The organism is Amycolatopsis sp. WAC 04182 (assembly GCF_003947465.1).
GTDB lineage: Bacteria > Actinomycetota > Actinomycetes > Mycobacteriales > Pseudonocardiaceae > Amycolatopsis.
The window spans coordinates 154923-176532 of sequence record NZ_QHJJ01000003.1; the positions used below are offsets into that span (position 1 = coordinate 154923).

The following is a 21610-nucleotide window of genomic DNA, read 5'->3' on the forward strand; positions in this document are numbered from 1 at the left end:
TGATGGGTGACGCACGGATTCAGCTACAGCCCCTTCCGAACCTGCATGCAGCCAGAGAGGTTCACGTCGGATGGGACCAGGCGCTCCAGACCTACTATGCGCACGTGAGTAACGGCGTCGACGCAACTGGACGCGAAAATTTCGCTCTGAGAATTGGAACCACATTCGAGGAGATCTCTGACCCTCTGGTGGTAGTTGAAGCAGTCTGCGCCTACGCGGACGTGCCCGCTGAACTCGATCACCTCCTTGACGTCGGGCGAAGGCTTCCTAACGCAACGATGACTGACCTGCGTGAAGACTCCCGGGTCTATAAGAACGAACAACGTTACAACGACAAGATGAACGAGCTTTATCGACCAGGAGGATTCGCCACGCAACTGTCGCATGAACAGGTGAATCCCATCCTGGCTGAGCACGGCTGGGTCATGAGCGAAGTCAGTCTGATCAACGGCGGGCATTCGGAGACATACACCAGAGGCGGACACGAGCTCACGATCCCGTGGGGATGGCCGGATTCGCGCCACGGCGAAGAGCAGTTGCTGAGCCCAGTCATCGCCGACGGCAAGAAATATGGCGTGTCGACCCCTGAAGCGCTAGCAAAGACTCTTGCCCATGTCCGATACACCCCAGTTCCTGATCCCCGCGATCTGCAGAGGAAACACGAAGCTGTAGATGAAAACGATCTGATGGAGCGTGACATTGCGCTGCGGGAAGAGCCACCCGACGATGATCTCAGCTTCGGTACCGGAATGGGCTACTGATGAGCCACGAGAAGCGCGCAGGATGGGGCGCCGTGGTCTTCCTCGCCGTCGTGGTGCAAATCGTGGCACCGATCGCGACACTCGGCCTGCTGCTCATCGCCGCCGGCGGTGGCCCCGGACCGATTTGCGAGCCGCCGGAAACCGGAATCGGCAGGATCGTCAAAGACCCCACTCCTGCACCGTCCGCTGAACAACTGGACATTGCCCGCACGATCGTCACTGTCGTCCGGCAACGAGGCCTGCCTCGCAGAGCAGCGGTCCTGGCCATCTCGACCGGACTCGTGGAATCCAAACTGGCCAACCTGGACTACGGAGACCGCGACTCCCTCGGCGTCTACCAGCAGCGTCCCTCCCAGGGCTGGGGCACACCGGCGCAGATCCTCAACCCGGTCTACGCCACGAACGCGTTCCTCGACCGGCTGGTCGCCATCCCCGGCTGGGACACCCTGCCGCCCGGACAGGCGCAGCAGCGGGTCCAGCGCTCCGGCTTCCCGGATCGATACGCGCCGCGCGAATCTGAGGCAGCACGAATCACCAACGCGGTATGGAACGACACAGCACCGCCGGCGGCGCCTGTCCGGCAACGTACCGAGACCGCGGACCTGCCCGCGGGTTGCGTCGACGACGGCGGCTCGGATATCCCGATCAGCCCGAACGAGGTTGACCGCACCAAACTGCCCGCCGGCTACCAATACCCAGCCGACCCTCGGCAACGCGCAGCGGTCACCTACGCCCTCGCGCAACTAGGGAAGCCCTATGTATGGGGCGGAAAAGGCCCGAACGGATTCGACTGTTCCGGGCTCATGCTCGCCGCATGGGCCGCCGCAGGCGTAGGGATTCCAGCCGGAACTGTCAGCCAAGTCCATACCGGACACGCGGTCCCCGGCCTGAACCATCTCATGCCCGGCGACCTGCTCTTCATTCCCGGATCCCTAGGAACGCCAGCTAATCCGCGCCATGTCGGCATGTACGCGGGGCACGGCCTGATCGTCAACGCCTACGACTCCAGCACCGGTGTGATCCTCGAACCGCTGTCCGCGTGGAGCGGAAAGATCGTGATGATCCGCCGCGTCGCAGACCCCAGCACGCCCTCCCCGAACTCGGGAGGGAGACCGCCAGATGGGCAACAACCCGGCCCGCGTCAGCGGCATGGACCGCGACGCAGCCCTCATGGGCCTGATCATCGCCGCGCTCATACTGATCCTCGCCCTCGCGGCCGCGATCAACACTGCCGCGGCCGTGACATGCGGTGTCACCGGTAGCGGCTGGTCCTGGCCGCCCTTCCCGGCTTGGCTACCGAACGCGGGGCGCATCATCGTGGCCCCCGCCAGCCCCGGCGCGCACCTGCGCGAGCCGTGGGCATCGGCCCTCGACGACCACGCCACCGTGTTCTGGGCGATCACCGCAGTCCTTGTGGCACTGAGCGCAACAGCCGTCGTCACGCTCGCCATCGTCGGGCGACGGCGCTGGCGGCCGGTGAAACCCGGACACGCCACCCGCCGGGACATGCGCAAGACCTTGTCGCCGCGCCGCGCCCGCGTCACAGCCGCCTGGACCCGTGGTGACCTCACCAAGCAGGAACGCAAGGCCGCCGACCTCACGGAAGTCGCCGTCCCGCTACACCGAGGACCGAATCACCAACTGCTCGTGACCTCCCTGGAGAACCCGACAGGGGTGATCGCGCCGACCCGTTCCGGGAAGAGCCGCACCGACCTCATCCATAAGGTGCTCGCTGCGCCCGGTGCCCTGTACGCCTCTACCACGAAGCCCGATCTCGCCGAGTGGGCGATGCTTGCGCGCACACGGCGGCCCGACGCAGGACCGGTCCTGCTGTGTGACGCCACCGGCACTGTCCACTGGCCCGCCCGGGTGCGCTGGTCACCGATCACCGGCTGTCATGACCCGTCCGTCGCGTTGCGCCGCGCCGAAACCCTCATCGAAGCGTCCTCGCTTGGCCTCCGCGAGACCGGCGGCAACGACAAAGTCTTCCGTGGCCGCGCTTCGATCGTCCTCCAGGCTTACCTGCTCGCCGCCGCGGACCATCAGCGGACTGTGACCGATCTCGTCAGCTGGGCGATCACGAAACCCGCCGACCAAGAACCGGTCGAGATGCTCAGCGCCCGATATCCGAACTTCGCCTACAACCTCGCCTCGGAGATCGGCATGGTCGCTGAGACCTCCGACGCGGTCTGGATGTCGGTGCGCCGCGCCTTGGAACCCTTCATGGACCCCGCGATCCGAGACTTCGCCACACCACCGCCCGGCGAGGAACTCGACATCCAGGACTTCCTTCTGCGCAAAGGGTCCATGTTCGTCATCGCGGGCGAACACCAAGCACCGCAAGCCCGGCCAGTGCTGACCGCGCTCGGGGAGCAGGTCGTCACCACCGCCCAAGACCTCGCGCTCGAGCAGGAACGCCGACGACTCGAACCGGCCGCCACCATGATCTTCGACGAACTCTTCGACGGAACACCCGTACCGCGGCTACCCGGTCTGATCGCCGATACCTCCGGACGCGGCGTACTCATCCACTGGTCGGCACAGTCACGCTCCCAGCTCGACGAACTCTACGGCGAACACGGCCGACGGCAGCTGATCGACAACACCCTCACACTGACTGTTTTCGACAGCATCAAAGACGACAAGACGCTCGAATGGCTCTCCACTCTCGCGGGACACCACCGGCGCAAGACCTACCAGCAACACAGCGACGGCTGGTTCGGCGCTGGCCGCACAGCCACCGGCGCGGAAGACGCCTTGACCTACCGGCCTGGCGCCATCCGCACCCTCGACAAGGGCCGCGTCCTGATCATTCACGCCAATCTCCGACCGATCCTCGGCCGCACCGTCGACGTATCCCGCCGACAGGACTGGGACCAGCTCAACGCGGACGTCGACACCATCCGGGCCGGCAACGCCCAGATCACCACCGACGGCTACACCTACCAACGGGCCCAACAACTCCGTGCCGCCGCCACCGCGATCGGCGGCTCGCGATGAGCAACGAGGACATCCCCCGACCCCCGCGGCGACAACCCGACGAGCATCAGGACGGCACAGGCAACCGGCAGGAACCGACGGCAGGCGACACACCCGAACAACAGATCGCGATCCTGCGTGCCGCCATCGGTGACCTACGACGCGAGGTCGCGCAGCAGCACGACCTGGCCAAAGACCTCGCGCTACAACTGCAACGACTCGTCGCGGACGACGAGGCCGACCCGGACCAGAGAAAGAACCGGCCGGCCCCCTGGGTACCTTTCGACCCTCCCGCCTCAGGTGCCCGCGACCCGTTGGTCGGCATCGCCCTCTTCGTCGAGTACTACAACACCACTTACGTCGGCCTCCCCGGCTCGCGCGCCGTTGCCATCCCGGACTGCTGGCTGAACCACCCCGGACTCCTGGCCGAGATCGCCACACTCGCCTACTTCTGGCGCGCGGCGAACACCGGCCCCAGAGCCAACGTCAAAGACGCGCAGTACTGGCACCACACGTTCCGGCCCGGCTTCGCCGCCCGCCTGTCCAGCGAGTGGACACACGCCCACTGCCGCGCCAGCAGCCACAAGGACGCTGGCGCACCAGCACGGCCCGATCGCTACTCCGCGCACGGAAGTGACCCCACCCACGACGCAGCGGAAGACCAAGCAACCCCGGCCGCGCAGCCGCAGCCCCACCGCAACCAGGCGAACGACAAATAGGACAAGAGAGGAATAGGCCGTGGCGTACCCGAACAACCGTGTCCCCCTCACACCGCGGGACACGACCACGAACCCGCACCTGGAGATCGTCGTCGGATGGGACCGAGGAATGCAAACCTACTTCGCCCAAGTCTTCAACGGCACCAACGAATACGGCGAAGACATCATGCTGGTCGACATCGGCACCCGGGTCGGCGAGATCACCTATCCCGGCGCCGTCATTGACGCAGTCCGGCCGTACGCGGACATTCCCGACGACCTCGGACGAATGCTGGCCGCGCAACGAGAAGCCGACACCTCCACATACGGCCAGCTGCGCAGGGAAGCCGGACACGTCGCACGCGCTGCAGATCTCGCGGGGATCGATATCACAGTCGCACTGACCACCACCTCGCCAAAGGACGGTCGCACACAGGCCTTCGAGTCCACTGACGACGACGTGGACGGAGGTGAACACCTTGGACGCGGGATGGGGTACTGACGACAGCAATCGGTACGTGCGGTACCAAGCCGATAACGCGATCGACGAGTTCGAAGCACTGACCGCCGCAGGCATCGCTGCCCCCGTAGCTCGGCAGCAAGTGGCGATCGATAGCCCAACGACCTACGACGGCAGAACGATCGCCGAACACGCCGTCGACCAGTACACCAGCCTGCTCGACCAAAACTTCGGAGGAGACGAAGCTCAGGAACACGCTGCCGACGTCACCAGCTACGCGGTCACAGACTTCGAAGACGACGCGCACCTGCACCGTTCCACGGCCGCGATCTCCGAGGAGGACATCGTCGCCGATCTCGACGATCCCTTGAACTCCGGAGACATCGAAGACCTTGGCCGTGGGCTCGGCTGCTCCTGAGCACTCGGGACACTACGACTTAGCCATCGTTGCCGTGTCCACAATGGGCGTTGGGAGGATGTGGAAGCGCGGGCCCGGCGCGCTGAGGGGGAGGGTGCGCACCAGGCCCGCGTCCTTGAGGCTACAGCGCTGTCAGAAACCCATGCCGTTTCGTAGGTCCGCGGCTTCGGTGTGAGCCGCGTCCATGTCTTCGTCGTAGTGCTGGTCGCGCTCGTCGTCGAGGCGGTCTCGGTCGGCCGCGGCTGCGTCGCTGAGCGCTGCTGTCTCGACGCCGTCGAGTGTGTCTCGCGCGGCCTCGACGCTGAGCAACGCGTCGGACTGCTGGTCTTCGGGATCGTGCGGTATGGCCATGATGCTCCTCCATGTGTCGGTGACGGTTTTCCAGGCCTGGGCCTTGGTGCCCGGATGACCGGGTTGAGAGCCCAGGGGCATGTGGGGGTCGTTGCTCGTGACATGGAAGTTCTCGCGGTAGGCGGCGGCGAGTCCGATGGCCGTGTCCCAGCGCTCGGCCGCGGCTACGTCGGTGGGCCGCTGACCGATGTGTTCAGCCCACGAAGGGCGTTGGCGAAGCACCTGTTCACGGAGTTGGTGCACTCGTTCGGTGATCTCGGCGTTGAGTGCGTCGAGGCGTTCGATCCGGCTGGTGGGTTCGCTGGTGTGGCCGTGGTCGGCCACGGCCTGCCAGGGCAGCGGGAGATGGTGGCCATCGCCCGCGTCGAACTGCTTCGCTAGGACGGCGACCAGCGCTTCCCCTACGTCACGTGGGAGAACGCTGCGGGTGAGCGGGACGGTCCCAGTGACCTGTTCCGCGGCTTCTGCCAGCGCCGTCTCGACAGCGAGCCCGCGGATTCCGCCGCCGGCCGCGTGCCGCCACACGATGCCCCACCGTTCGTCGTCGACGTCGGCGTCCGGAAGCCGCTCGGCGACGATGGTCCGCCACAGCCGAACCTGATCGTCGCCCGGGACACCGATCAGGGCAGGTGGGTCGTGGGCGGCGACATGAGCGGAGACGCGCTTCGCGAGCACGGCAGCTGGGTCATCCGCCCAGCCGAAACCGGTGTGGTCGGTGACGGCGCGGACGAGACGCTCGGCTTGCCAGCCGAGATCCTGAGCTCGAGATAGGGCGGCGAGCGCGGCAGGTTCTGCGCCTGCGTTGATCGCGCCCGGGACGTAGCGGGCGAGGATGTCCAGGTAGCGGTCCTCGTCGCCGTCGCGAGCGTGCATGTCGTACTTACGTACCAGGATGTCCAGCGTCTCGATCACGTAGCTGTTCTCGACGGGCTCGAACTCGGTGACTGCTTCCTCGACCTCGACGGATTCGTCCGCAACCGGAGCGCCTTGGCCAGGAGCGGTGGTGGTCGTTCCCTGGGCCAGGGCATCCCATCGGGAGGTCAACGCGTGCCACGCGTGAGCGCGGGCACCGTGGCTGTCGGGCGCGGGGCCAAGTGGCTCGATGGGGTCGGCACTGGTGATTCGGAAGGTTTCGCGGTAGCCCGCGGCGAGGCCTACCAGTTCGTCCCATTCTTCCGCGGTGATCGGGTTGTCGGGACGTGGTCCGAGTTGTGCTGTCCACAGGGGTGGTGTGCGGATGGCGGCGGCACGGAGTTCGTCGACGCGGCCCGCGATTGCGGTGTTCGTCTCGGTGAGATATTGGGCGTGCCCGGGGACGTGGCGGACGTGCGCGAAGTCCGGTCGCGCTAGCCACGGCACAGCGGGCCGATGGGCTTCGCCGAGCTCTGCGCGGCGTTCCAGTTCGTTGGTCAGGACCGCGTCCGCATACAGGTGATCGGGCATGGGATCCGGCCCGGATGGGCGGCCAGCGAGGTGGTGTGCGACCAGCGTTAGTGCCGCGTCGATGTCGAATCCGGCCGCCAGTGCGCCGGTGGCGCGTTGCCAGACCCGCGTCCACTGAGGCTCTTCGACGGCGACGTGAGGAGCGATCGTGTCGATGATGACGCGCCATCGCGTGATGTCCTCGCTCGTGGCCGGCGCCAGCGGGTGCGGCGGCGACTGTTGTTCGACCCGTGTGGCGATGCGCTTCTGAAGTACCGCGCCCGGGTCATCGACCTTGTGCAGTGGACCGCCACGTAATGACTCCCGCACCAGCGGGTCTGGTTGCCAGCCGAGATCGTGCGCGTTGCGCAGTGTCTGGATCAGGGCGGCTTCGCTGTCCAGATCGACGGTCGTCGGCGCATGCCGGGCGAGCACGGCGCGATAGCGGTCCTCGTCGCGATAGGTGGCGGTGTAGTTGTAGCGCAGCACGAGCGTGCCCAGCGAGACCTCGACGTCCTGCGCCTCGCGCAGGGTTTCGGTGGCCGAGACCTCGGCCCCGGAGTGGTTCAGGACGCCGGTCAGCACGGATTCCGGCGTTTGCACCTGCGGGGTCTCTTGGTGCTGATCGATCACGTGATGGACCGTGATCACGTACATGAAGTTCTGCAACATCGCGCGGGTGATGCCGGGATAGAACTGCTCTCGGGTCATCGTCGGAGGGACCAGCAGGTGCGCGTTTCCGGTACTTGTCATGCCCTGTACCCGGTTCACTGTCGCCGCGTACGCCAGTTCGACATGGGCTTTCACGTAGTTGGCGGGGAGGGTGATCGTCCCCTTGTGAGACCGGTGGGTGACCGTGATGCGCCCGTCGCGGTGCACGGATTTCACGGTCCACACGTCGCCGTTCTTCACGAAGTCCTGGCCGCCGTACAGGCTCAGCAGGCGTTGGTTGTGCCGAGTGACGACCCAGTCGCCGACACCGGCGGTCGTGGTGTCGTGCAGGTCGACCTCGCGACCGCGGACGATGGCGCCGCGCCGAAGACGGACGTCGCGCGCTTCGGTGTTCAGCGCGACGGTGTCCTCGTTGGTCGGGACGATCAGCAGCGACTGCACGCCGCGGTCGAGGTCAGCCCGCCAGTTGGCGTGCGCCGCGTCGCGCATGGTCTCCAGCGAGCCGTCGAAAACCCGGTTGGCCTCGAAGTAGTAGTCGAGTCCAGCGGGATCGGCGTTGCGGATCTGGAGCGACGCGGCCGCTTGGTCACGACGGTCCTCGCCTTGGAAACGCACGATCTCCGAGAACCGCACGGCACCGACGTCGTGCGCGATCAGCCGGATCGCGCCACCGGCTTCCACGGCGGCGAGCTGCGCGTCGTCACCGATCAACCGGACATCGGCGCCGCGTCGTAGCGCGTACTTGATGACCGCGTGCAGCGTGTGCGTGCCCGCCATGGCCGCCTCATCGATGATGACCAAATCCCCGGCGGCGATCGGGAACGCGCGGTCGACGAACCCGAACCGTTGCGCCGTGGTCAGCTGGTGCAGCGTGTATGGCCGGGCTCCGATCGAAGCACCAAGTTCTTGCGCTGCGCGCGCGGACGGGCCGAAGGCGTACACGCGGTGGCCTGTCCGACGCCACGCCGTGGCGAGCACCTTCATGGCGGTGGTCTTCCCGGCGCCGGCCGGAGCCAGCGCCAGCTGCAGACGGCGGCCCGAGCGGGCGAACTCGGTCACCATCCGCCGTTGTCCGGCGTTGAGCTTCTGCCCCGCCATCGCCTTGTCGACGGTGTCGGAGCGCAGCCGGTGACCGCCGCGGCGACGGGCCCAGGCAACCAGGTCTGCCTCGGCGGCGAGCGTGGCGGTGGTGGTGTAGCGCGGTGACCGATGCTCGACGAAGACCGATTCGCCGTCCCGGCGGCGCAACGACACCGGTTCCAATACCGTGACAGGTCCGGTCAGCGCGAGCGTGTCCGGCTCTGCCAGAACCGCGGCGACCACGTCGTCGACGAGCTGTTCACGCGTCGCGGTCGGCACCGTGAGATGCGCGGACTGCCGGTGCGCCTCTGCAGCGAGGTTCCACCACGAGAAGTGACTGTAGTGGTCGGAGACGACCTGGCGGGTGACCCGAGCCAGCTTCGCGACGTCGACCGGCGACGATTCCTTGGTGCCGGTCAGGAACACTCGTCGCCCGAGGACGTCCAGGATGCTCGGCGGAACGATGTTGATCGCGTGTTCGCGCCAGACGCGCAGGTGCTCCGCCAGCGTCCGGGGAGGCTGCTTCCCAGGGCGATTGTCGTACTGCGCGGCCCGGTCGATCGCGAAGATCTCTTTCGGTTTCGGTTCGCGGCCGTGGGCTTTGGTGAACTCCACGATCCGCTTCGCGCGCGCCGCTTCGAATTGCTTGTGTCGCTGAGAAAACGCCTTCACCAGCGACACAGGGATTCCGGCGAGCTGCCACACCGGCCGGGTCATGTCGACGCCGTGCGCGCCGCGCTGCGTCCAGGACGCGCCCTGTTCGCGGAACAGGTCGCGCACGCGGCTGTCGAAGTACTCGCTCGCGGTGACGGTGGCCGCCAGGATGGTGCGACCGTCCAGCGCTGTCCACTCGCCGTCGTCGCTGCGCTGTACCTTTGAGGAGATCAGCGCATGGATGTGCAGGTGCGGGTCCGAAGCGCGGGAATCCCAATGCTCGAACAGCGCGGCGGTGATGCCGTTGACGTCCACCTGCGCCTCGCCCAGGTTGCCCCGGCGCGTGAACGCTGCATGGCGCTCCACATAGGACAGCGTGTCGCGGGCCGCCTGACGCACGATGCTGACGATCAGATCGCGCTCGATGGGCTTGGCGTTGGCCCAGGCGAGGGACACCGATTTGTCTGGCGCGAACACCATCTCGAACCCGGACACCGCGCTCTTCAAGCTGCGCTTCTGTTCAGCGAGCCACTTCTGAAGCTCCTTCTCATCCTCGGGGCCGGCGCCATCGTGCGCCTTCGTATACGCGGCAGTCTGAACAGCGTGACGTAGTTCGACGCGCTTCGCCGCGGGAATCGGTGCCCCAACGGGACGACCGTTCTCGCGGTTGTAGTCCTTGTAGGCCTGCGAGACCTGGCTTCGCATGTGGTCAAGCTCGGAGTACTGCGGGAACCGGCGGCCCAGCCGGGTCGCCCGCAGCGCCTCTTCCGCCGTGGCTCCCTCGGCGATTTTCTCGTTCTCGATGGCATCGGCGTGCGGATGCCGGCCCTCGCCGAACAGCGCGTTCATCTGCGCAGCAGTGACTTCGCCGGACAGTCCTAATCGGTCTGCTCCGGCGCCGAACCATTCGCCTGCCGGGTAACCACGGGAGAGGTAGTAATCACTCAACAGCTCGCCGGGCTCGAGCTCCCGGTCGCGATCGGCGCACGCGACCGAGTTCGTGAGGTACTCATGACCACCAGGGCTCAGCTTGCGTAAGCCCATCACCACGTTCGAGCGTACGCGCGAAATCCGACGATGCCCACCCGGTTCAGATGATCTGCAAGACGTGCTGTGTGCGGTAGGGGCCTGGTGGGTGGTGAGGTGGTAGGGGTGGGGGTGTGGTCGGCGGTGGCGCGGTGGGGTGGTGGTGTCGGGCTGGGGTGGCGGGCGGTAGGTGGGCGGGCTGGTGGGTGAGTGGGCGTGGTCGGTGAGCGGGGCACGTCGCGCGCTGGCCGCGCGGCGGGTTTGCCTCGGCGCCGCCTGCCGGAGTGAAGCGGAGGCCGGTGGCGCCGAGGCAAACCCTGGTGACCGACACAAAAAGCGGCCCCGTCAGCCTGTGGCTGACGGGGCCGCTTAGCTTTGTCGCTGGTGGGCTACTGGTTCGCGAGTTCCGTTCGGAGTTCCATCAGGTAGCGGCCGAGGAAGTTTCGGCCGGGGCGTGCGCACGCGGCGCGGCCACATCGGCAGTCACCCCAAAACTGGTCATGCCACCGGTTCCCCTCCACCAGCCGGGCGTCACCGGTCGCCAGAAGCAGACGTGACAATTCGGGATCGGCGAATTTGGCGCGCAGTACCGCGCGCATGACGACGTGACGGCCGGTGTCGTTCCAACCGGCACGCAAGGAGACAAGGCGTCCGCGTCGCTTCGCCTCGCGTGGTGTCGGTGCGGACGCGATGAGGCATCGCTCTAGGAGGTTCGGTGTCTTCGCTGCCTGGAACGCTGCTTCGTTCGTCGGGTACGGGATCCCACCTGTGCCCACGATGGTGTGCCGGTAGAAGTTGCTCATGAATTCGTAGCGTCCTCGGAATTTCTCGATGCTGTCCACGGGTCTCCCTCTGGGGCGGGCTACTGCTGGGTGAGGTGGGCGGCTTCGCGCCGGATGGTGTCGGCGGTGACCACTTCGGACACGCTTCCCCCGACGGTGGCCCACTGGCCGTGGCGGGTGAGTAGTTCGCGGAGATAGGCGGCGACTGCTGTGGGCTCGCTGGTCGGGATGTGCTCGGCGTCGGTGAGCTGCTGGTCTATGTCGGCGAGTACTTCGGTGAGTGATCGCACGGGTTCGGCTCCTGCCGGTTGGGGCCTGGCACCCGTGCGGGTGCCAGGCCGTTCGGGTGTCAGGCTGCGGCGAGTGCTGGCGCGGTGCGCGGGCGGGCCTGAAGGCTGCGCAGGACGTCTACCGCGTCGAGTCCGTACAGGGTGTCAATGATCGCGTGGCCCGGGTTCGGGCGCTGGGCTGCGATCGCGACTTCACACCGGATGACGTCGAGCGGAACGCGGTCCCGGTCCTGGCATTCGTGGCACCGGTTGTCGCTGCTGTCGGTGGCGTGTGCCTCGCGGGTGGGGCGTTCGAGGTTGCACGCGGAGCATTGATCGGTTGCCCGGCTGGGACGCAACGCCATGCGGTCGTAATCGTGGTCGGTCACGCGGTGCCCGGTGAGGTCGTCGACTCCGTCCCGGCTGTCGTCTAGGTCGCGTGCCCGCTGCCGCTCGTCTTCGTACCGGTCGACGGTGCCCTCGTTCTTGCGCACCACCCCGGCGCTCGGGATCGCGGCCACGATAGCGCGGTAATGCTCGTCGTACTGCTGTTCGAGTTCACCGGCGACCGTCTTTGCCTGTGCGCGTTTCTCGGCGGTCTGCCGCTTCCGCTTGGTCGCTTTGACTTCCGGCCGTGCCGGGGCTGTGGTGGTGTGCTGCTCGGGCGCGGGACGTTCGGCCGATTCGGCGTCGCGTCGGCAATTCTCGGAACAGTAGTTCATGTCTTCGGGAAGCACGCCGTCACAGTTGCCGCACCGGTGCGGCTCGTCGGGCGTCTCGGCTTCGACCCGTGAGTGTCGCTTGGCGGCGCGGGCGCGCGCGACTTCCGCGCGCGCTTTGCTGGCGTACACGCACGCCATGAACAGAGTCCGGTTTTGCTCGTCAAGCTTCGGCCACACCCGGTAACCGGTCTGGATGGCCTCGACCACTGCGGGGTGGTCCGCGCTCGGGTTCGACAGCAGAGCAGAGCACGCCATGTACGCCTCACGGTGCGCGCCTTGGGTGACGGCGTTGAGCCAACGCAACGCGGTAGCGGCGTCTTTGACGCGCGGCGGGGTCGCGCGCAGCATGACGGTAATGTCGTTCGGTTCCGTCGCCGTGATCGCGTGCCGGGATTCTGTCGAGTAGACGCACGCGCTGTACAGCTTGCGCTCTAGGTCGCCATAGCTGTCCCACTCGGCGTGTGCCGTGCGCACTCCGGCCAGAATGTCAGCGGTGAGCTGGTCGTCCGTCTTGAGCGCTGCGGCGCACGCGGTGAGGATCGCGGGCGGCTGCTCGGAGCTGCTGACGAAGATACGTTGCAGCTCGGTCAGCGCGGAACGGACGCGCGGGGGTTGAGACTGCAACGCGGTGACGATTTTTTCCACACTCGTACGGTGTGTTTCGTGAATGGTGGAAACCATGATGAGCGATCCTTAACTGTGTTTTTTGTGGCGTTCAGGCTTGGCGTCCCGATTGCCTTGCATGATCGATATTAGTAGGTGTTTCCGCAGGTCACAAGGCAAGAAGGTTTGTCAGTAGTACTCTTTTTTGGTGAAATATTGGAAGGGTTTTCGGTGACTATCTGTATGTCGTTGACGTGGCGTTATCCCCGTTCGTGGTGGAATTGCGCTCGCGTGTCTGCTGGCGGATTTGCCGCATTTCGGTAGAGGTGAGCGGGGGCTGAGTGGGTGGTGGGTGGCCCCGGCGCACCTGGGGGCAGGCCTCCGGCCTGCCCCTTAATGCCTGTCCAAGGGAGCAAGGGGACCCGAATACAAGGGTGGGGCCTCAAGATGTTTTTTGACCACGCTTTTCGGTCAAAAAAGATCTTGGGGTGCCCTTGTATTTGGGGCAGCGACCGGCACAATGCCGGGGCCACCCACCACCCACGGACGGGACATCCGCGGCGAACCGAACCACCGTCAGCTGCCGACGGAGCGGCCGGATGCCGGCCGGACCAGAAGGTTGGTCGGCTCATCCCGCGCGAGCGGCGACGCTATCCTGGCTTGAGCGCTCCGTAGGCTGACTGTGCCTTTGGCGGAGCGTCAGCGGGTCCGTCGCGGCCTTGGCGGACCACCGCATGCGGTGGGAGCCCTCCGGGGCTGTCGCGGCGGCCCCGCGCCCACATTGACCGGGGCAGCGGCCCGGAGCGCGCCTCGGGCCGCTCTTCGCCGACGGCGCCACAGCGATCGTGGCGTAGCCTCGGACGCATGACCGCAGCCCTCCCCAGCGGGGAGGTTCGGCATGGCCGAGAACACGGCGAGGCCACGGCGGCGGCGATCCACGGCGGCGTTGGAGCGTCTGGAGTCGGCACGCCGGCGACGCGCGGAGCAACTGGAACGCGAGCGGGCCAACGAACGCCGGATCGACGAGGCGCTGGGTCCGTTCGCGGAAGCGGCGGCCGCGGTCGAGAGCATCGAGCGGAAGCGGGACAGCCGGATCACCGCTCTGGAAGAGCAACTGGAACGCAAGCTCGCTGAGCTGGACCGGCAGAAAGAGGTCAAGACCGGCGAGCACCATCGGCGGTGCGACGAAGTCCGCGCGGATGCGGCGATGGAGATCGCCGAATGGCGTGAGGTGATGAGCGCCTCGGTGCGGCAGATCCGCGCGGCCGAGGTGACGCTCAGCGCGACGGCGACGTTGCTGGGCTTGCCGGTCAAGGCGGTGACAGCTCTTCTGCGCGATAGCGCCGACGACGAGGCGGAGGCGTCGGCTCCGACGAGCACGGCCCCGAAGGCGAGTGCCGGACGATTCAGTGCGTCCGGCGTGGACGGCGCGCCGCCGGTGAATGATGCGGCACCGGACAGCGCAGTAGTGGACCGGAAGGCGCCTGACGTGGGTGACGCGAGCGCCGGGGTTGACGAGCGCACCGCGCACCAGGAGATGTCGGACTAGCCGCTGGCGCGCGGAGGCCGCCGGTGACGGCGCCAGTTTGTCGAGGGTGGTGGCCAGCATCTCCAGATGCGGCCACCACCCCCCGACTGTGGTCAGGCGACCGTGGTGTGCTGTCGCGCGCGGTTCTCGGCGGCGCGCCGGGCGTGCTGTTCGAGCGTGAGCCGCTTGCGCCACCGGTAGTGAACGGCGATTCCGGCGAGACCGCAGCAGAGGATGAACCCGATCGCCCACCGGCTTGGTTCAGGACTGCTGGTGAGCTCCTCGATACGGCCGATGAAGAAGAAGCCGGGCATGGCGGTCAGCCCGGCAGTGACGAAGCGCCGATAGCGCTGGGCCATCCTCGGACGGATCGCGTTGCGGGTGCCGTAAGCGACGAGCAGTCCGGCGAGCGCGCCAATGACGAGCGCGCCGGGCAGGGCAGCCAGCAGAGCCGGATTGGTGAAGAGAGCGGCGAGCATGGCGGCGTAGCCCAGGGGGACGACGCCGCAGAACACTCCGGCGCCGGCGGCGAGGGTCAGGCCCGAGAACGTGATCCCGTAGCGTGTGCTCATCATTCGAGCGTAGAGCACCCGGAGCACGCTTGAGGGTGATCTTCCGGCCGTTACACGTCGAGATGAACGCGTCGCGCGGTCTTGCCGGTCAGGCACTGCCGGGCCTCATGGCGAGCCCGTCCCGGCCGGGTGGCAGCGCGTCGACCGGATATTCGCCTGCACGAAGCCAGAGACCATTCCAGCCGTCGACGGGGCCGCGTCCAGCGTGACGCAGCAGGTACACGGCGAGGTAGCCGAGCGCACGGCGGTCCAAGGGCAGAGTGAAGTCGGGATCGGGTTCGAGCTGGCGCCACAGCCATCGCGGATTGTCGGGGATCGAACCGGTGGCCACGAACCCGTAGGACACGTCGTCGCCGCCGGAATAGAACTGTGCGGCGATTGTGCGGGCGAGCGCGTCGCTGGCTCGACCATCGAGGGCGGTTCGGGACTCGATGGCGGTGCGCAGGGCGGCTTGGATCAGGCTGGCGTCGTCCATGCGGGTTCTCCGGGGGCGGTGAGGACGGAAGGACATCAGACGAGGCCGGTGGGCCAGCCGGTACGGCTGGCCCACCGGCCTCGGGGTGGGTTGGTGTCCGGCCGGTGGGGGAGTCCCGGCCGGACACCTGACCCGGCTTTAGAACGGCGGCTCGCTGCCGCCACCGACACCCGCGCCGACGAGTTCCGGCTCCTGGTCCGGAGCCGGACCCCACACGTCGTCGGCGGGAGCGGCCGCGGTCGCGGTGGTCGCGGTGGTGGTCTGGGCGCTCTGCGTCCTGGTCACCTTGTTCACCTTCGCGGTCGCGTAGCGCAGGGACGGGCCGATCTCGTCGACGTCGAGTTCGACGACCGTTCGCTTCTCACCTTCGCGGGTTTCGAACGAACGCTGCTGCAACCGGCCCTGTACCACGACGCGTGCGCCGCGAGTCAGGGATTCGGCGACGTTCTCGGCCGCCTGCTGCCAGATGGTGCAGCGCAGGAAAATCGCCTGTCCGTCCTCCCATTCGCCGGTCGCGTTGTTGCGCTTGCGCGGGGTGGACGCGACCGTGAAGTTCGCGACCGCCTTTCCGGAGGGGGTGAAGCGCAACTCCGGGTCGGAGGTGAGGTTTCCGATGACGGTGATGACGGGTTCGCCAGCCATGGTGTTCTCCTGGTTGTCGGGTGAGTGGAGCGCGGCGTAGCCCTAGCGCGCCCGGTCCGGGGGCGTTCCCGGACCTGCTCGTCCGACGGGGTGGACCGGCCTGGGCGCAACTGGCGGCGGCGGACGGCGGGTGACGGGTCGGTTCACCCGGTCGGATCGAGCCGGAACTCCGGGAACGACGTCCCCGGTCCGGGGGTGCTTGACTTTGTGCGGTCCACACACCCACAGCCAGGGGACGCCAGACCAACGATGTGGGGTGAGCTGGGCGGGGACGCCCATCGGGCGTCCCCGCCCAGCTTGTGTCGGTCTCCGCCTGCGACAATTGCCGGTATCCGCGAGAGAATTTTCGGAACCTAGGAGTTCGGCTGAGCGTCGTCCGCGGCGGCTAACTTCGAGGAAGCGTTCTCGGGGAATCCGGCGGTCTCGAGGATCTCGTCGACCGAGGTCACCAGCGTGGCCCCGCCCTCGCGGATCAGCGCGTGGCAGCCGGCGGACACCCCCGACGAGACCGGCCCCGGCATGGCCATCACGACCTTGCCCAGGGCTCCGGCCGTACTCGCGGTGTTCCGCGCGCCGCTGCGCCTGCCCGCCTCGACCACGACAGTCGCGGACGTGAGGGCAGCGAGAATCCTGTTCCGGACGAGGAATCGATGCCTTCCGGGCAAAGTGCCGGGCGGGTACTCACTGACGAGTGCGCCGCTGTCCCCGATGGAGCGCAACAGGGTCGCGTGCCCTGAGGGATACGCCACGTCGATTCCGCAACCGAGCACGGCGACCGTCGTCCCGTCCGCGCTCAACGCGCCCCTGTGGGCCGCGCCGTCGACCCCGTACGCCGCTCCGGAGAACACCGGCACCCCGCGGCGGCCGAGGTAGTAACCCACCTCGGCCGCGTTGTGCTCGCCGTACCCGGTCGCAGCGCGGGCACCGACGATCGCGATCGCCTGGTCGGCCGCTTCGTCGAGCCTCGCGGGACCGCGTACCCACAACGCCAGCGGCGGCGCCATATGGGCGCTGCTCCGGCCGTAGGCGGTCACGAGCGACTGCAGGGGTGCCGCCGGCCATTCGTCGTCCTCGGGCGTGACGAGCCTGGCCGCGCTGAGCCTGGCCTGGTCCAGGTCACGCTCAGCGTGGTCGTTGCCCCGGCGTCCGTCAGTCTCCTCAAGCACCGCTGGCGGACATGCTGCCCGCTTGACGCGTTCGGCAGCCTCGATCGCCCCGTATTCGCTGACGAAGCGGACCAAGGCCGGGGCCGGGGGCTCGGCCACGCGCAGCAGGTAGGCCCGCGCGATCCTGACATTCTCGAAGGCCATATTTTGTCACCTTTCCTTGCTGTCAGGCGGAAGTCACTAGGGCGTCGAAGGCGGTGTCGCGGGAGCGGTGAGGTGCGCGCGTGCCTCAGCGGCACCATCTCCCGTCACTGTTCGCAGCTCGTGCGGTGGCAGCTGTGCGTCGAGGATGTGCCGGAGAAGTGCGAGTAGCGGCAGACGAGCGGTTCCGGCGTCGGCGGCGAACCTGGCGGTCGGGCCGCCGTCCACCATGTAGGCGTGGAGGCCGGCCACAGCAGCGAGGTGGCTCGCGCATGGTTCGGGAGCGAATCGCCAGAGGTAGGTGGCGAGCGCCGCGACCGCACGCAAGAGGCTTGTCGGCTCAACACTGAATGTGGCGCTGCGGAAGGGCTCGGTACTGAAGGTAGCGATCAGGTCGGCGATCTCCTTGTCTCCTAACGGCAGGGAGCCCTTCGCCGCGGCCGTGATCGCGGAGTCTGCTCGGGCAAGCCGTTCGCGTGCGGCATCGGGCTGTCCCCGATCGGCCTGTGCTTTCCCGAGCGCCGACAGGATCTGGGGCTCCAGGCGAGCCCTGTCGGCAAGTGGAGCCGGGGTGAACGCTGCGGCGAGTTCGTCGCGAGAGCGCGCTGTCACGAGCCCTTCGGAGACGGCTGTGGCGGCGACGGCGGTGGCGAAAGGATCGGGCAGAACGCCGGTTCGTCCGGCATCCAAATAGGAACGCCAGGGTGCGCCTTCGGTGAAGCCGGGCACATGACCGAGCTCACTGACACGGATGCCGAGCTGCTGGATTGCATGCGTGAGAGCGAGCAGTTCGGTTTGATAGGGGAGTATCTGGTCTGTGTCGGAAGAAGCCGGGCACACGATGAGGCCGATGGCTGCGTGTATCGGTCGATCCATCGCACGGCGAGTCAGGGAATGTGCCAGCGCTTCGGGATCGCGGTCGAGGTTGTCGAGTGAGGACCTAGCGATCAACTCGGTGCGATTGGGGCGACGAGGGTCGTTGCCGATGAAGATGAGCACAAGCGAACTGTGGGGCACGAACCCGAGCATGTGCGGGATCGCCGCGAACACGTCGGTAGTCGTGGTCACCTTCACGGTGCGAGCCATGGAAGTGTCCTTTCAGGACGAACTAGTAACAGATGTGTGGTGCTCGACACCACCGCGGTGGGAGCGATGCGGCCTGCGAGAGTGATAGTCGAGCGATGTCGACTGCAGGCGTGCACTGTCTCGCGCCGGGAAGCGGCGAGCGACGTCTCGCCGTGGGGGGTGTTCTGGCTTGTCGCCGGCATTGCTGCTGTCGCGGGTTCAGACAGGACGTATTCGCCGTGGCGAGGTGAGAAGGTAGGAGGCGGCGAGATTCCCGTAGAGGGTGACCACGTCGTAGCGACTGAGCCAGACTGCGAACCATTTCTCGGCGGTGGCGCCGAGCCGGGCAGTGGAATCAGTTCCAGTGAGCATGCCTGGATCCAGCGTGCGGGGACTGGACCGGTAGTGGTCGAGGCGCCCTGCGATCATGGGGCAGGCGGATGAGGTGTAGGCCGCACATACCGGATGCAGCGCGGGTTCTGTGCTCGCTCGCAGCGGCAGGTCGGACTCGCGAAGAAGGAGAACCAGAGGCTGCGTGAGCGTGCGGCCACAGACTCCGCACAACCGGTTTCGGATCGCCTTTCGGACGTGATCCGCGCTGACGGTGCCGAAAAGGAAGCGACCGCTGGCGGTCCGAGGCGTGGTCCAGGGGACCACGAGGCCGTGATGAACGGGCCGGTGAGCGAGGGCGGTGGGAATCGGGGGAACGTTGGCATTGTGCAGATCGAATTGTGGCATAAATCCTTCCGGGCTTCGCGGGGCGTGCGAGACGGAACCGAAAGCGCATGGACTAACTGTGGGCGTGATCAGGTGACGAAATGCCCGTCGGGGATCGGGCAGGCACAGAAGCGAATATCGGAGCTGCATTCTTCGCATGGAACGGTCAAGAGCAAGCGGTAACAGCCGCGACCGCAGTCGCGTTCGTCCGCGCCGCAGACGGGGCAGAAGCCACAGGCGAGGCAGAGGCCGTGCTCGGGATTGATGGCGTCGGCGACGCCACAGTATGTGCATCCTTGATCGAGGCCCCACCATCCAGCGTGCTCCGGCGACAGGTAGGCGGCGTGTGTCTCGAAGTCGCGGTTGGAGTACCAGCAGTCGGCGTTCCATACTCCTTTGTGTTCGTTGAAGATGTAGCCGTTCCTGCGATAGCGGGGATTGGCAGTTAGAATGACGACCTTGTTGAATCGGCCGAGCCATCGTTCGATGAGCTTGCAGGTCTTGGGGTCGTCGAAGGAGGAGAACGGCGGGATTCCGAAAATGTCGTCCGCGGCGATGCGGGTGTCCGACCGGTCGTCGCCCTTGGCTGGCTGTGCTGCGGCGGGAAGAACCCCGTTGTGTGCCAGGACGGTCAGTTCGTCTCCACCTACAGGAAATGGGTGGTTGTTGGACTCGTTGACCGACCCGTGTGTGGCGAATCGGCTATGGAACAGTGCTGGGCCTTCGGGGTGGAGGCGGCGAAGGGCGGCGAACTCGTCAATGACAGCAGAGGCTTGCATGCCGCGGCCGGCAATGATGCGCGTGTCCGCGACGATGGCGTAGCCGTGACCATGGTCGTTGACGATCGCTCCGTTGCCGAGAGCGTCGATGTCGGGCTGGGTCCCCTCGGGAAGGTAGGTCAGCATGCACATGCGAGGTTCTCCAGTTCGCGGGTCAGAGGCGAGTACTTCGGCCGCGTGAGAAGCCAGCGTGTGAAGCTGTCCCAGTTCCAGGCCCCACGCTGAGCGAGGTCGGAGATGGTGAGGTCGCGTGTATAGCTGACGGAGGCATCCGCGAACGCGAGAGCGGCTTGGACCTGGCCGATGTCGAGACTGGAGGCGAAGACGCGCAGTTCGAGTGTGTCTTCCGGTTGCGTGTTGATGGCGAGGGTTCGCTGGGGAATCCGCTCGCCTTTGCAGGTCTCTTTGACCATGACCCGCTCATGGTCGTCGAAGGCGGCGTAGCTGGATTGCCGCCTGGCAAGTGTTTGGACATCGGAAGCGTTGCGGTAGACGAACTTCATCCACCGATATACGTGAAAGGAGTTGACGAAGGCTGCGCGGCTGATGTGGACGTGCAGGCCGATGTCGTCTCCGGTGCAGCCTTTGGCTTGCAGATTGTCGAGGAGATGCCAGGGGAATGATTCTAGTGCCCACCGGTAGGACATCGGGTGTGTGACGAGTTCGAAGCCGCGGGCGATGGATTCGTCCTGTTTGAGGTATCCGAGTTCGCCGAGTGCGCCGGTCGCGTCGTCGATGCACTCGGCGAGTTGGCCACGAGGGACGTTGATCTCCAGTTCCATGCCGAGGTAGCGCGGGCCGGTTCCGTGGAAGATCGGTTCGGGTTTGAAGTAGTAGTCGTGAATCGCGTCGTAGGCCGCATGGTCGATGTGGTTGACGCAGTAATCGCCTTGGTCGATGAGCCTTTCGCAGCTCAGGCACTCGTAATAGTCGTGGTCGCGAGCGCAGGAATAGCAGAATGCTTGTGGAGAGTCGCTGCTATCGACCGCCGTGCTGTACTCGTCGAACAGATTGCAGTCTTCGCAGACGTGGAAGTAGCCCACGCAGGCGTTACACAGTTCCCGTTCTTGGGTTGCGAGTGACGCGGTCTCGCCAGTCCGCCGGGTGCGGCAGTGATCGCAAGTGAATGCGGGCGGCCGGAGGGCGGAATGAACGGTGCACGTGTCGCCATGGCCGATGAGCGTCGGGCACTCGTCGCAGGGATAGAGGCCGAGAGTGTTGGTGCACACGACACACAGGTCGCCGTAGTCGTCGGCCGGCGCGGCGGCCGCGGTGGGCAGGTCGCAGTAGTCGCAGACCTGCATGGGTGCGACGCAGGTGGCGCAAGCCCGCTGTCCGCCAGCGGTGAGCCGCAGCGCGGTGACGGGGCTGGTGCAAAGGCCGCATCGCGAGGTGAGGTGGTTGTGGGTGATCGTCAACGTTCGTCCCTTTCGGACAGAAGCAAGATGCCTCGCGGGACTAGTCCGCGAGGGCATCTGCGAGTGGCGAGATTGACGTTGCGTTGGTGTGCGAAGTGTTCTGCTGCGTAACGTGTGCAGGGCGTACGACGCCCCGCTAGTTTCGGTGGCTACCTGCAGCCCTAAGGCTGGATCTGCTTTCTTCGCGCGTTCGTGAACTCTTCGGCAGCC

General features: G+C 66.5%; 18 protein-coding genes. 7 read left to right on the forward strand and 11 right to left on the reverse strand.

What is annotated here, in order from left to right:
• Positions 1-2: 2 nt before the first annotated feature.
• Genes DMH01_RS14525 through DMH01_RS14550 form a run of 6 tightly spaced genes read left to right on the forward strand, consistent with a single transcriptional unit; the run spans position 3 to position 5316 of the window.
• Positions 3-761 (forward strand): hypothetical protein, encoded by a 759-nt coding sequence (locus tag DMH01_RS14525; RefSeq protein WP_125677042.1) that lies wholly within the window; start codon positions 3-5, stop codon positions 759-761.
• Positions 761-2023 (forward strand): C40 family peptidase, encoded by a 1263-nt coding sequence (locus tag DMH01_RS14530; RefSeq protein ID WP_233621522.1) that lies wholly within the window; start codon positions 761-763, stop codon positions 2021-2023. Before DMH01_RS14525 ends, DMH01_RS14530 begins: the two co-directional genes overlap by 1 nt.
• The gene (locus tag DMH01_RS14535; RefSeq protein WP_233621606.1) at positions 1932-3761 is read left to right on the forward strand and encodes a type IV secretory system conjugative DNA transfer family protein; all 1830 of its coding nucleotides are present in this window, start codon (positions 1932-1934) and stop codon (positions 3759-3761) included. The genes DMH01_RS14530 and DMH01_RS14535 overlap by 92 nt, the downstream gene beginning before the upstream one ends.
• Positions 3758-4459, forward strand: coding sequence for a hypothetical protein (locus DMH01_RS14540; RefSeq protein ID WP_125677044.1), 702 nt, complete (start codon positions 3758-3760; stop codon positions 4457-4459). Before DMH01_RS14535 ends, DMH01_RS14540 begins: the two co-directional genes overlap by 4 nt.
• A gap of 19 nt (positions 4460-4478) precedes the next feature.
• The gene (locus tag DMH01_RS14545) at positions 4479-4940 is read left to right on the forward strand and encodes a hypothetical protein (protein ID WP_125677046.1); all 462 of its coding nucleotides are present in this window, start codon (positions 4479-4481) and stop codon (positions 4938-4940) included.
• Positions 4909-5316 (forward strand): hypothetical protein, encoded by a 408-nt coding sequence (locus DMH01_RS14550; protein WP_125677048.1) that lies wholly within the window; start codon positions 4909-4911, stop codon positions 5314-5316. Before DMH01_RS14545 ends, DMH01_RS14550 begins: the two co-directional genes overlap by 32 nt.
• Positions 5317-5448: 132 nt before the next feature.
• On the opposite strand, the gene mobF is transcribed toward DMH01_RS14550, so the two are convergent.
• The 4 genes from mobF to DMH01_RS14570 form a co-directional block, all read right to left on the reverse strand.
• Positions 5449-10539: a MobF family relaxase gene (mobF, locus tag DMH01_RS14555; RefSeq protein WP_233621607.1), complete on the reverse strand. Its 5091-nt coding sequence runs from the start codon at positions 10537-10539 to the stop codon at positions 5449-5451.
• 371 nt (positions 10540-10910) lie between these two features.
• Positions 10911-11363, reverse strand: coding sequence for an NADAR family protein (locus DMH01_RS14560; RefSeq protein ID WP_125677052.1), 453 nt, complete (start codon positions 11361-11363; stop codon positions 10911-10913).
• A 20-nt stretch (positions 11364-11383) separates the two neighbouring features.
• Positions 11384-11593: a hypothetical protein gene (locus tag DMH01_RS14565; RefSeq protein WP_125677054.1), complete on the reverse strand. Its 210-nt coding sequence runs from the start codon at positions 11591-11593 to the stop codon at positions 11384-11386.
• A 59-nt stretch (positions 11594-11652) separates the two neighbouring features.
• On the reverse strand, positions 11653-12975 hold the full coding sequence (locus DMH01_RS14570) for a hypothetical protein (RefSeq protein WP_125677056.1): 1323 nt from the start codon (positions 12973-12975) through the stop codon (positions 11653-11655).
• A gap of 820 nt (positions 12976-13795) precedes the next feature.
• Between DMH01_RS14570 and DMH01_RS14575 the strand changes: the two genes are divergently transcribed.
• Positions 13796-14446 (forward strand): hypothetical protein, encoded by a 651-nt coding sequence (locus DMH01_RS14575; protein ID WP_072030333.1) that lies wholly within the window; start codon positions 13796-13798, stop codon positions 14444-14446.
• A 92-nt stretch (positions 14447-14538) separates the two neighbouring features.
• Here the strand turns inward: DMH01_RS14575 and DMH01_RS14580 are convergent, their stop codons facing one another.
• From DMH01_RS14580 to DMH01_RS14615, 7 genes are all read right to left on the reverse strand, one after another.
• Complete coding sequence (locus DMH01_RS14580) at positions 14539-14997, reverse strand: hypothetical protein (RefSeq protein ID WP_072030334.1); 459 nt, start codon at positions 14995-14997, stop codon at positions 14539-14541.
• Positions 14998-15085: 88 nt separating this feature from the next.
• On the reverse strand, positions 15086-15472 hold the full coding sequence (locus tag DMH01_RS14585; RefSeq protein WP_072030335.1) for a hypothetical protein: 387 nt from the start codon (positions 15470-15472) through the stop codon (positions 15086-15088).
• A 138-nt stretch (positions 15473-15610) separates the two neighbouring features.
• On the reverse strand, positions 15611-16114 hold the full coding sequence (locus DMH01_RS14590) for a single-stranded DNA-binding protein (protein ID WP_072030336.1): 504 nt from the start codon (positions 16112-16114) through the stop codon (positions 15611-15613).
• 353 nt (positions 16115-16467) lie between these two features.
• Positions 16468-17424 (reverse strand): DNA-processing protein DprA, encoded by a 957-nt coding sequence (gene dprA, locus DMH01_RS14595; protein WP_125677057.1) that lies wholly within the window; start codon positions 17422-17424, stop codon positions 16468-16470.
• A 36-nt stretch (positions 17425-17460) separates the two neighbouring features.
• On the reverse strand, positions 17461-18507 hold the full coding sequence (locus tag DMH01_RS14600) for a DUF4192 domain-containing protein (protein ID WP_125677059.1): 1047 nt from the start codon (positions 18505-18507) through the stop codon (positions 17461-17463).
• 785 nt (positions 18508-19292) lie between these two features.
• On the reverse strand, positions 19293-20114 hold the full coding sequence (locus tag DMH01_RS14610) for a hypothetical protein (protein WP_125677062.1): 822 nt from the start codon (positions 20112-20114) through the stop codon (positions 19293-19295).
• Positions 20102-21400, reverse strand: coding sequence for a hypothetical protein (locus tag DMH01_RS14615; RefSeq protein WP_233621523.1), 1299 nt, complete (start codon positions 21398-21400; stop codon positions 20102-20104). The genes DMH01_RS14610 and DMH01_RS14615 overlap by 13 nt, the downstream gene beginning before the upstream one ends.
• Between the last annotated feature and the right edge of the window lie 210 nt (positions 21401-21610).

Bases quoted from the DNA above. Each gene is read 5' to 3' on its own strand.
- DMH01_RS14525 (WP_125677042.1), top strand. From the start codon at position 3: ATGGGTGACGCACGGATTCAGCTACAGCCCCTTCCGAACCTGCATGCA.
- DMH01_RS14530 (WP_233621522.1), top strand. From the start codon at position 761: ATGAGCCACGAGAAGCGCGCAGGATGGGGCGCCGTGGTCTTCCTCGCC.
- DMH01_RS14535 (WP_233621606.1), top strand. From the start codon at position 1,932: ATGGGCCTGATCATCGCCGCGCTCATACTGATCCTCGCCCTCGCGGCC.
- DMH01_RS14540 (WP_125677044.1), top strand. From the start codon at position 3,758: ATGAGCAACGAGGACATCCCCCGACCCCCGCGGCGACAACCCGACGAG.
- mobF (WP_233621607.1), bottom strand. From the start codon at position 10,539: ATGGGCTTACGCAAGCTGAGCCCTGGTGGTCATGAGTACCTCACGAAC.
- DMH01_RS14570 (WP_125677056.1), bottom strand. From the start codon at position 12,975: ATGGTTTCCACCATTCACGAAACACACCGTACGAGTGTGGAAAAAATC.
- DMH01_RS14575 (WP_072030333.1), top strand. From the start codon at position 13,796: ATGGCCGAGAACACGGCGAGGCCACGGCGGCGGCGATCCACGGCGGCG.
- DMH01_RS14580 (WP_072030334.1), bottom strand. From the start codon at position 14,997: ATGAGCACACGCTACGGGATCACGTTCTCGGGCCTGACCCTCGCCGCC.
- DMH01_RS14585 (WP_072030335.1), bottom strand. From the start codon at position 15,472: ATGGACGACGCCAGCCTGATCCAAGCCGCCCTGCGCACCGCCATCGAG.
- DMH01_RS14590 (WP_072030336.1), bottom strand. From the start codon at position 16,114: ATGGCTGGCGAACCCGTCATCACCGTCATCGGAAACCTCACCTCCGAC.
- dprA (WP_125677057.1), bottom strand. From the start codon at position 17,424: ATGGCCTTCGAGAATGTCAGGATCGCGCGGGCCTACCTGCTGCGCGTG.
- DMH01_RS14600 (WP_125677059.1), bottom strand. From the start codon at position 18,507: ATGGCTCGCACCGTGAAGGTGACCACGACTACCGACGTGTTCGCGGCG.
- DMH01_RS14610 (WP_125677062.1), bottom strand. From the start codon at position 20,114: ATGTGCATGCTGACCTACCTTCCCGAGGGGACCCAGCCCGACATCGAC.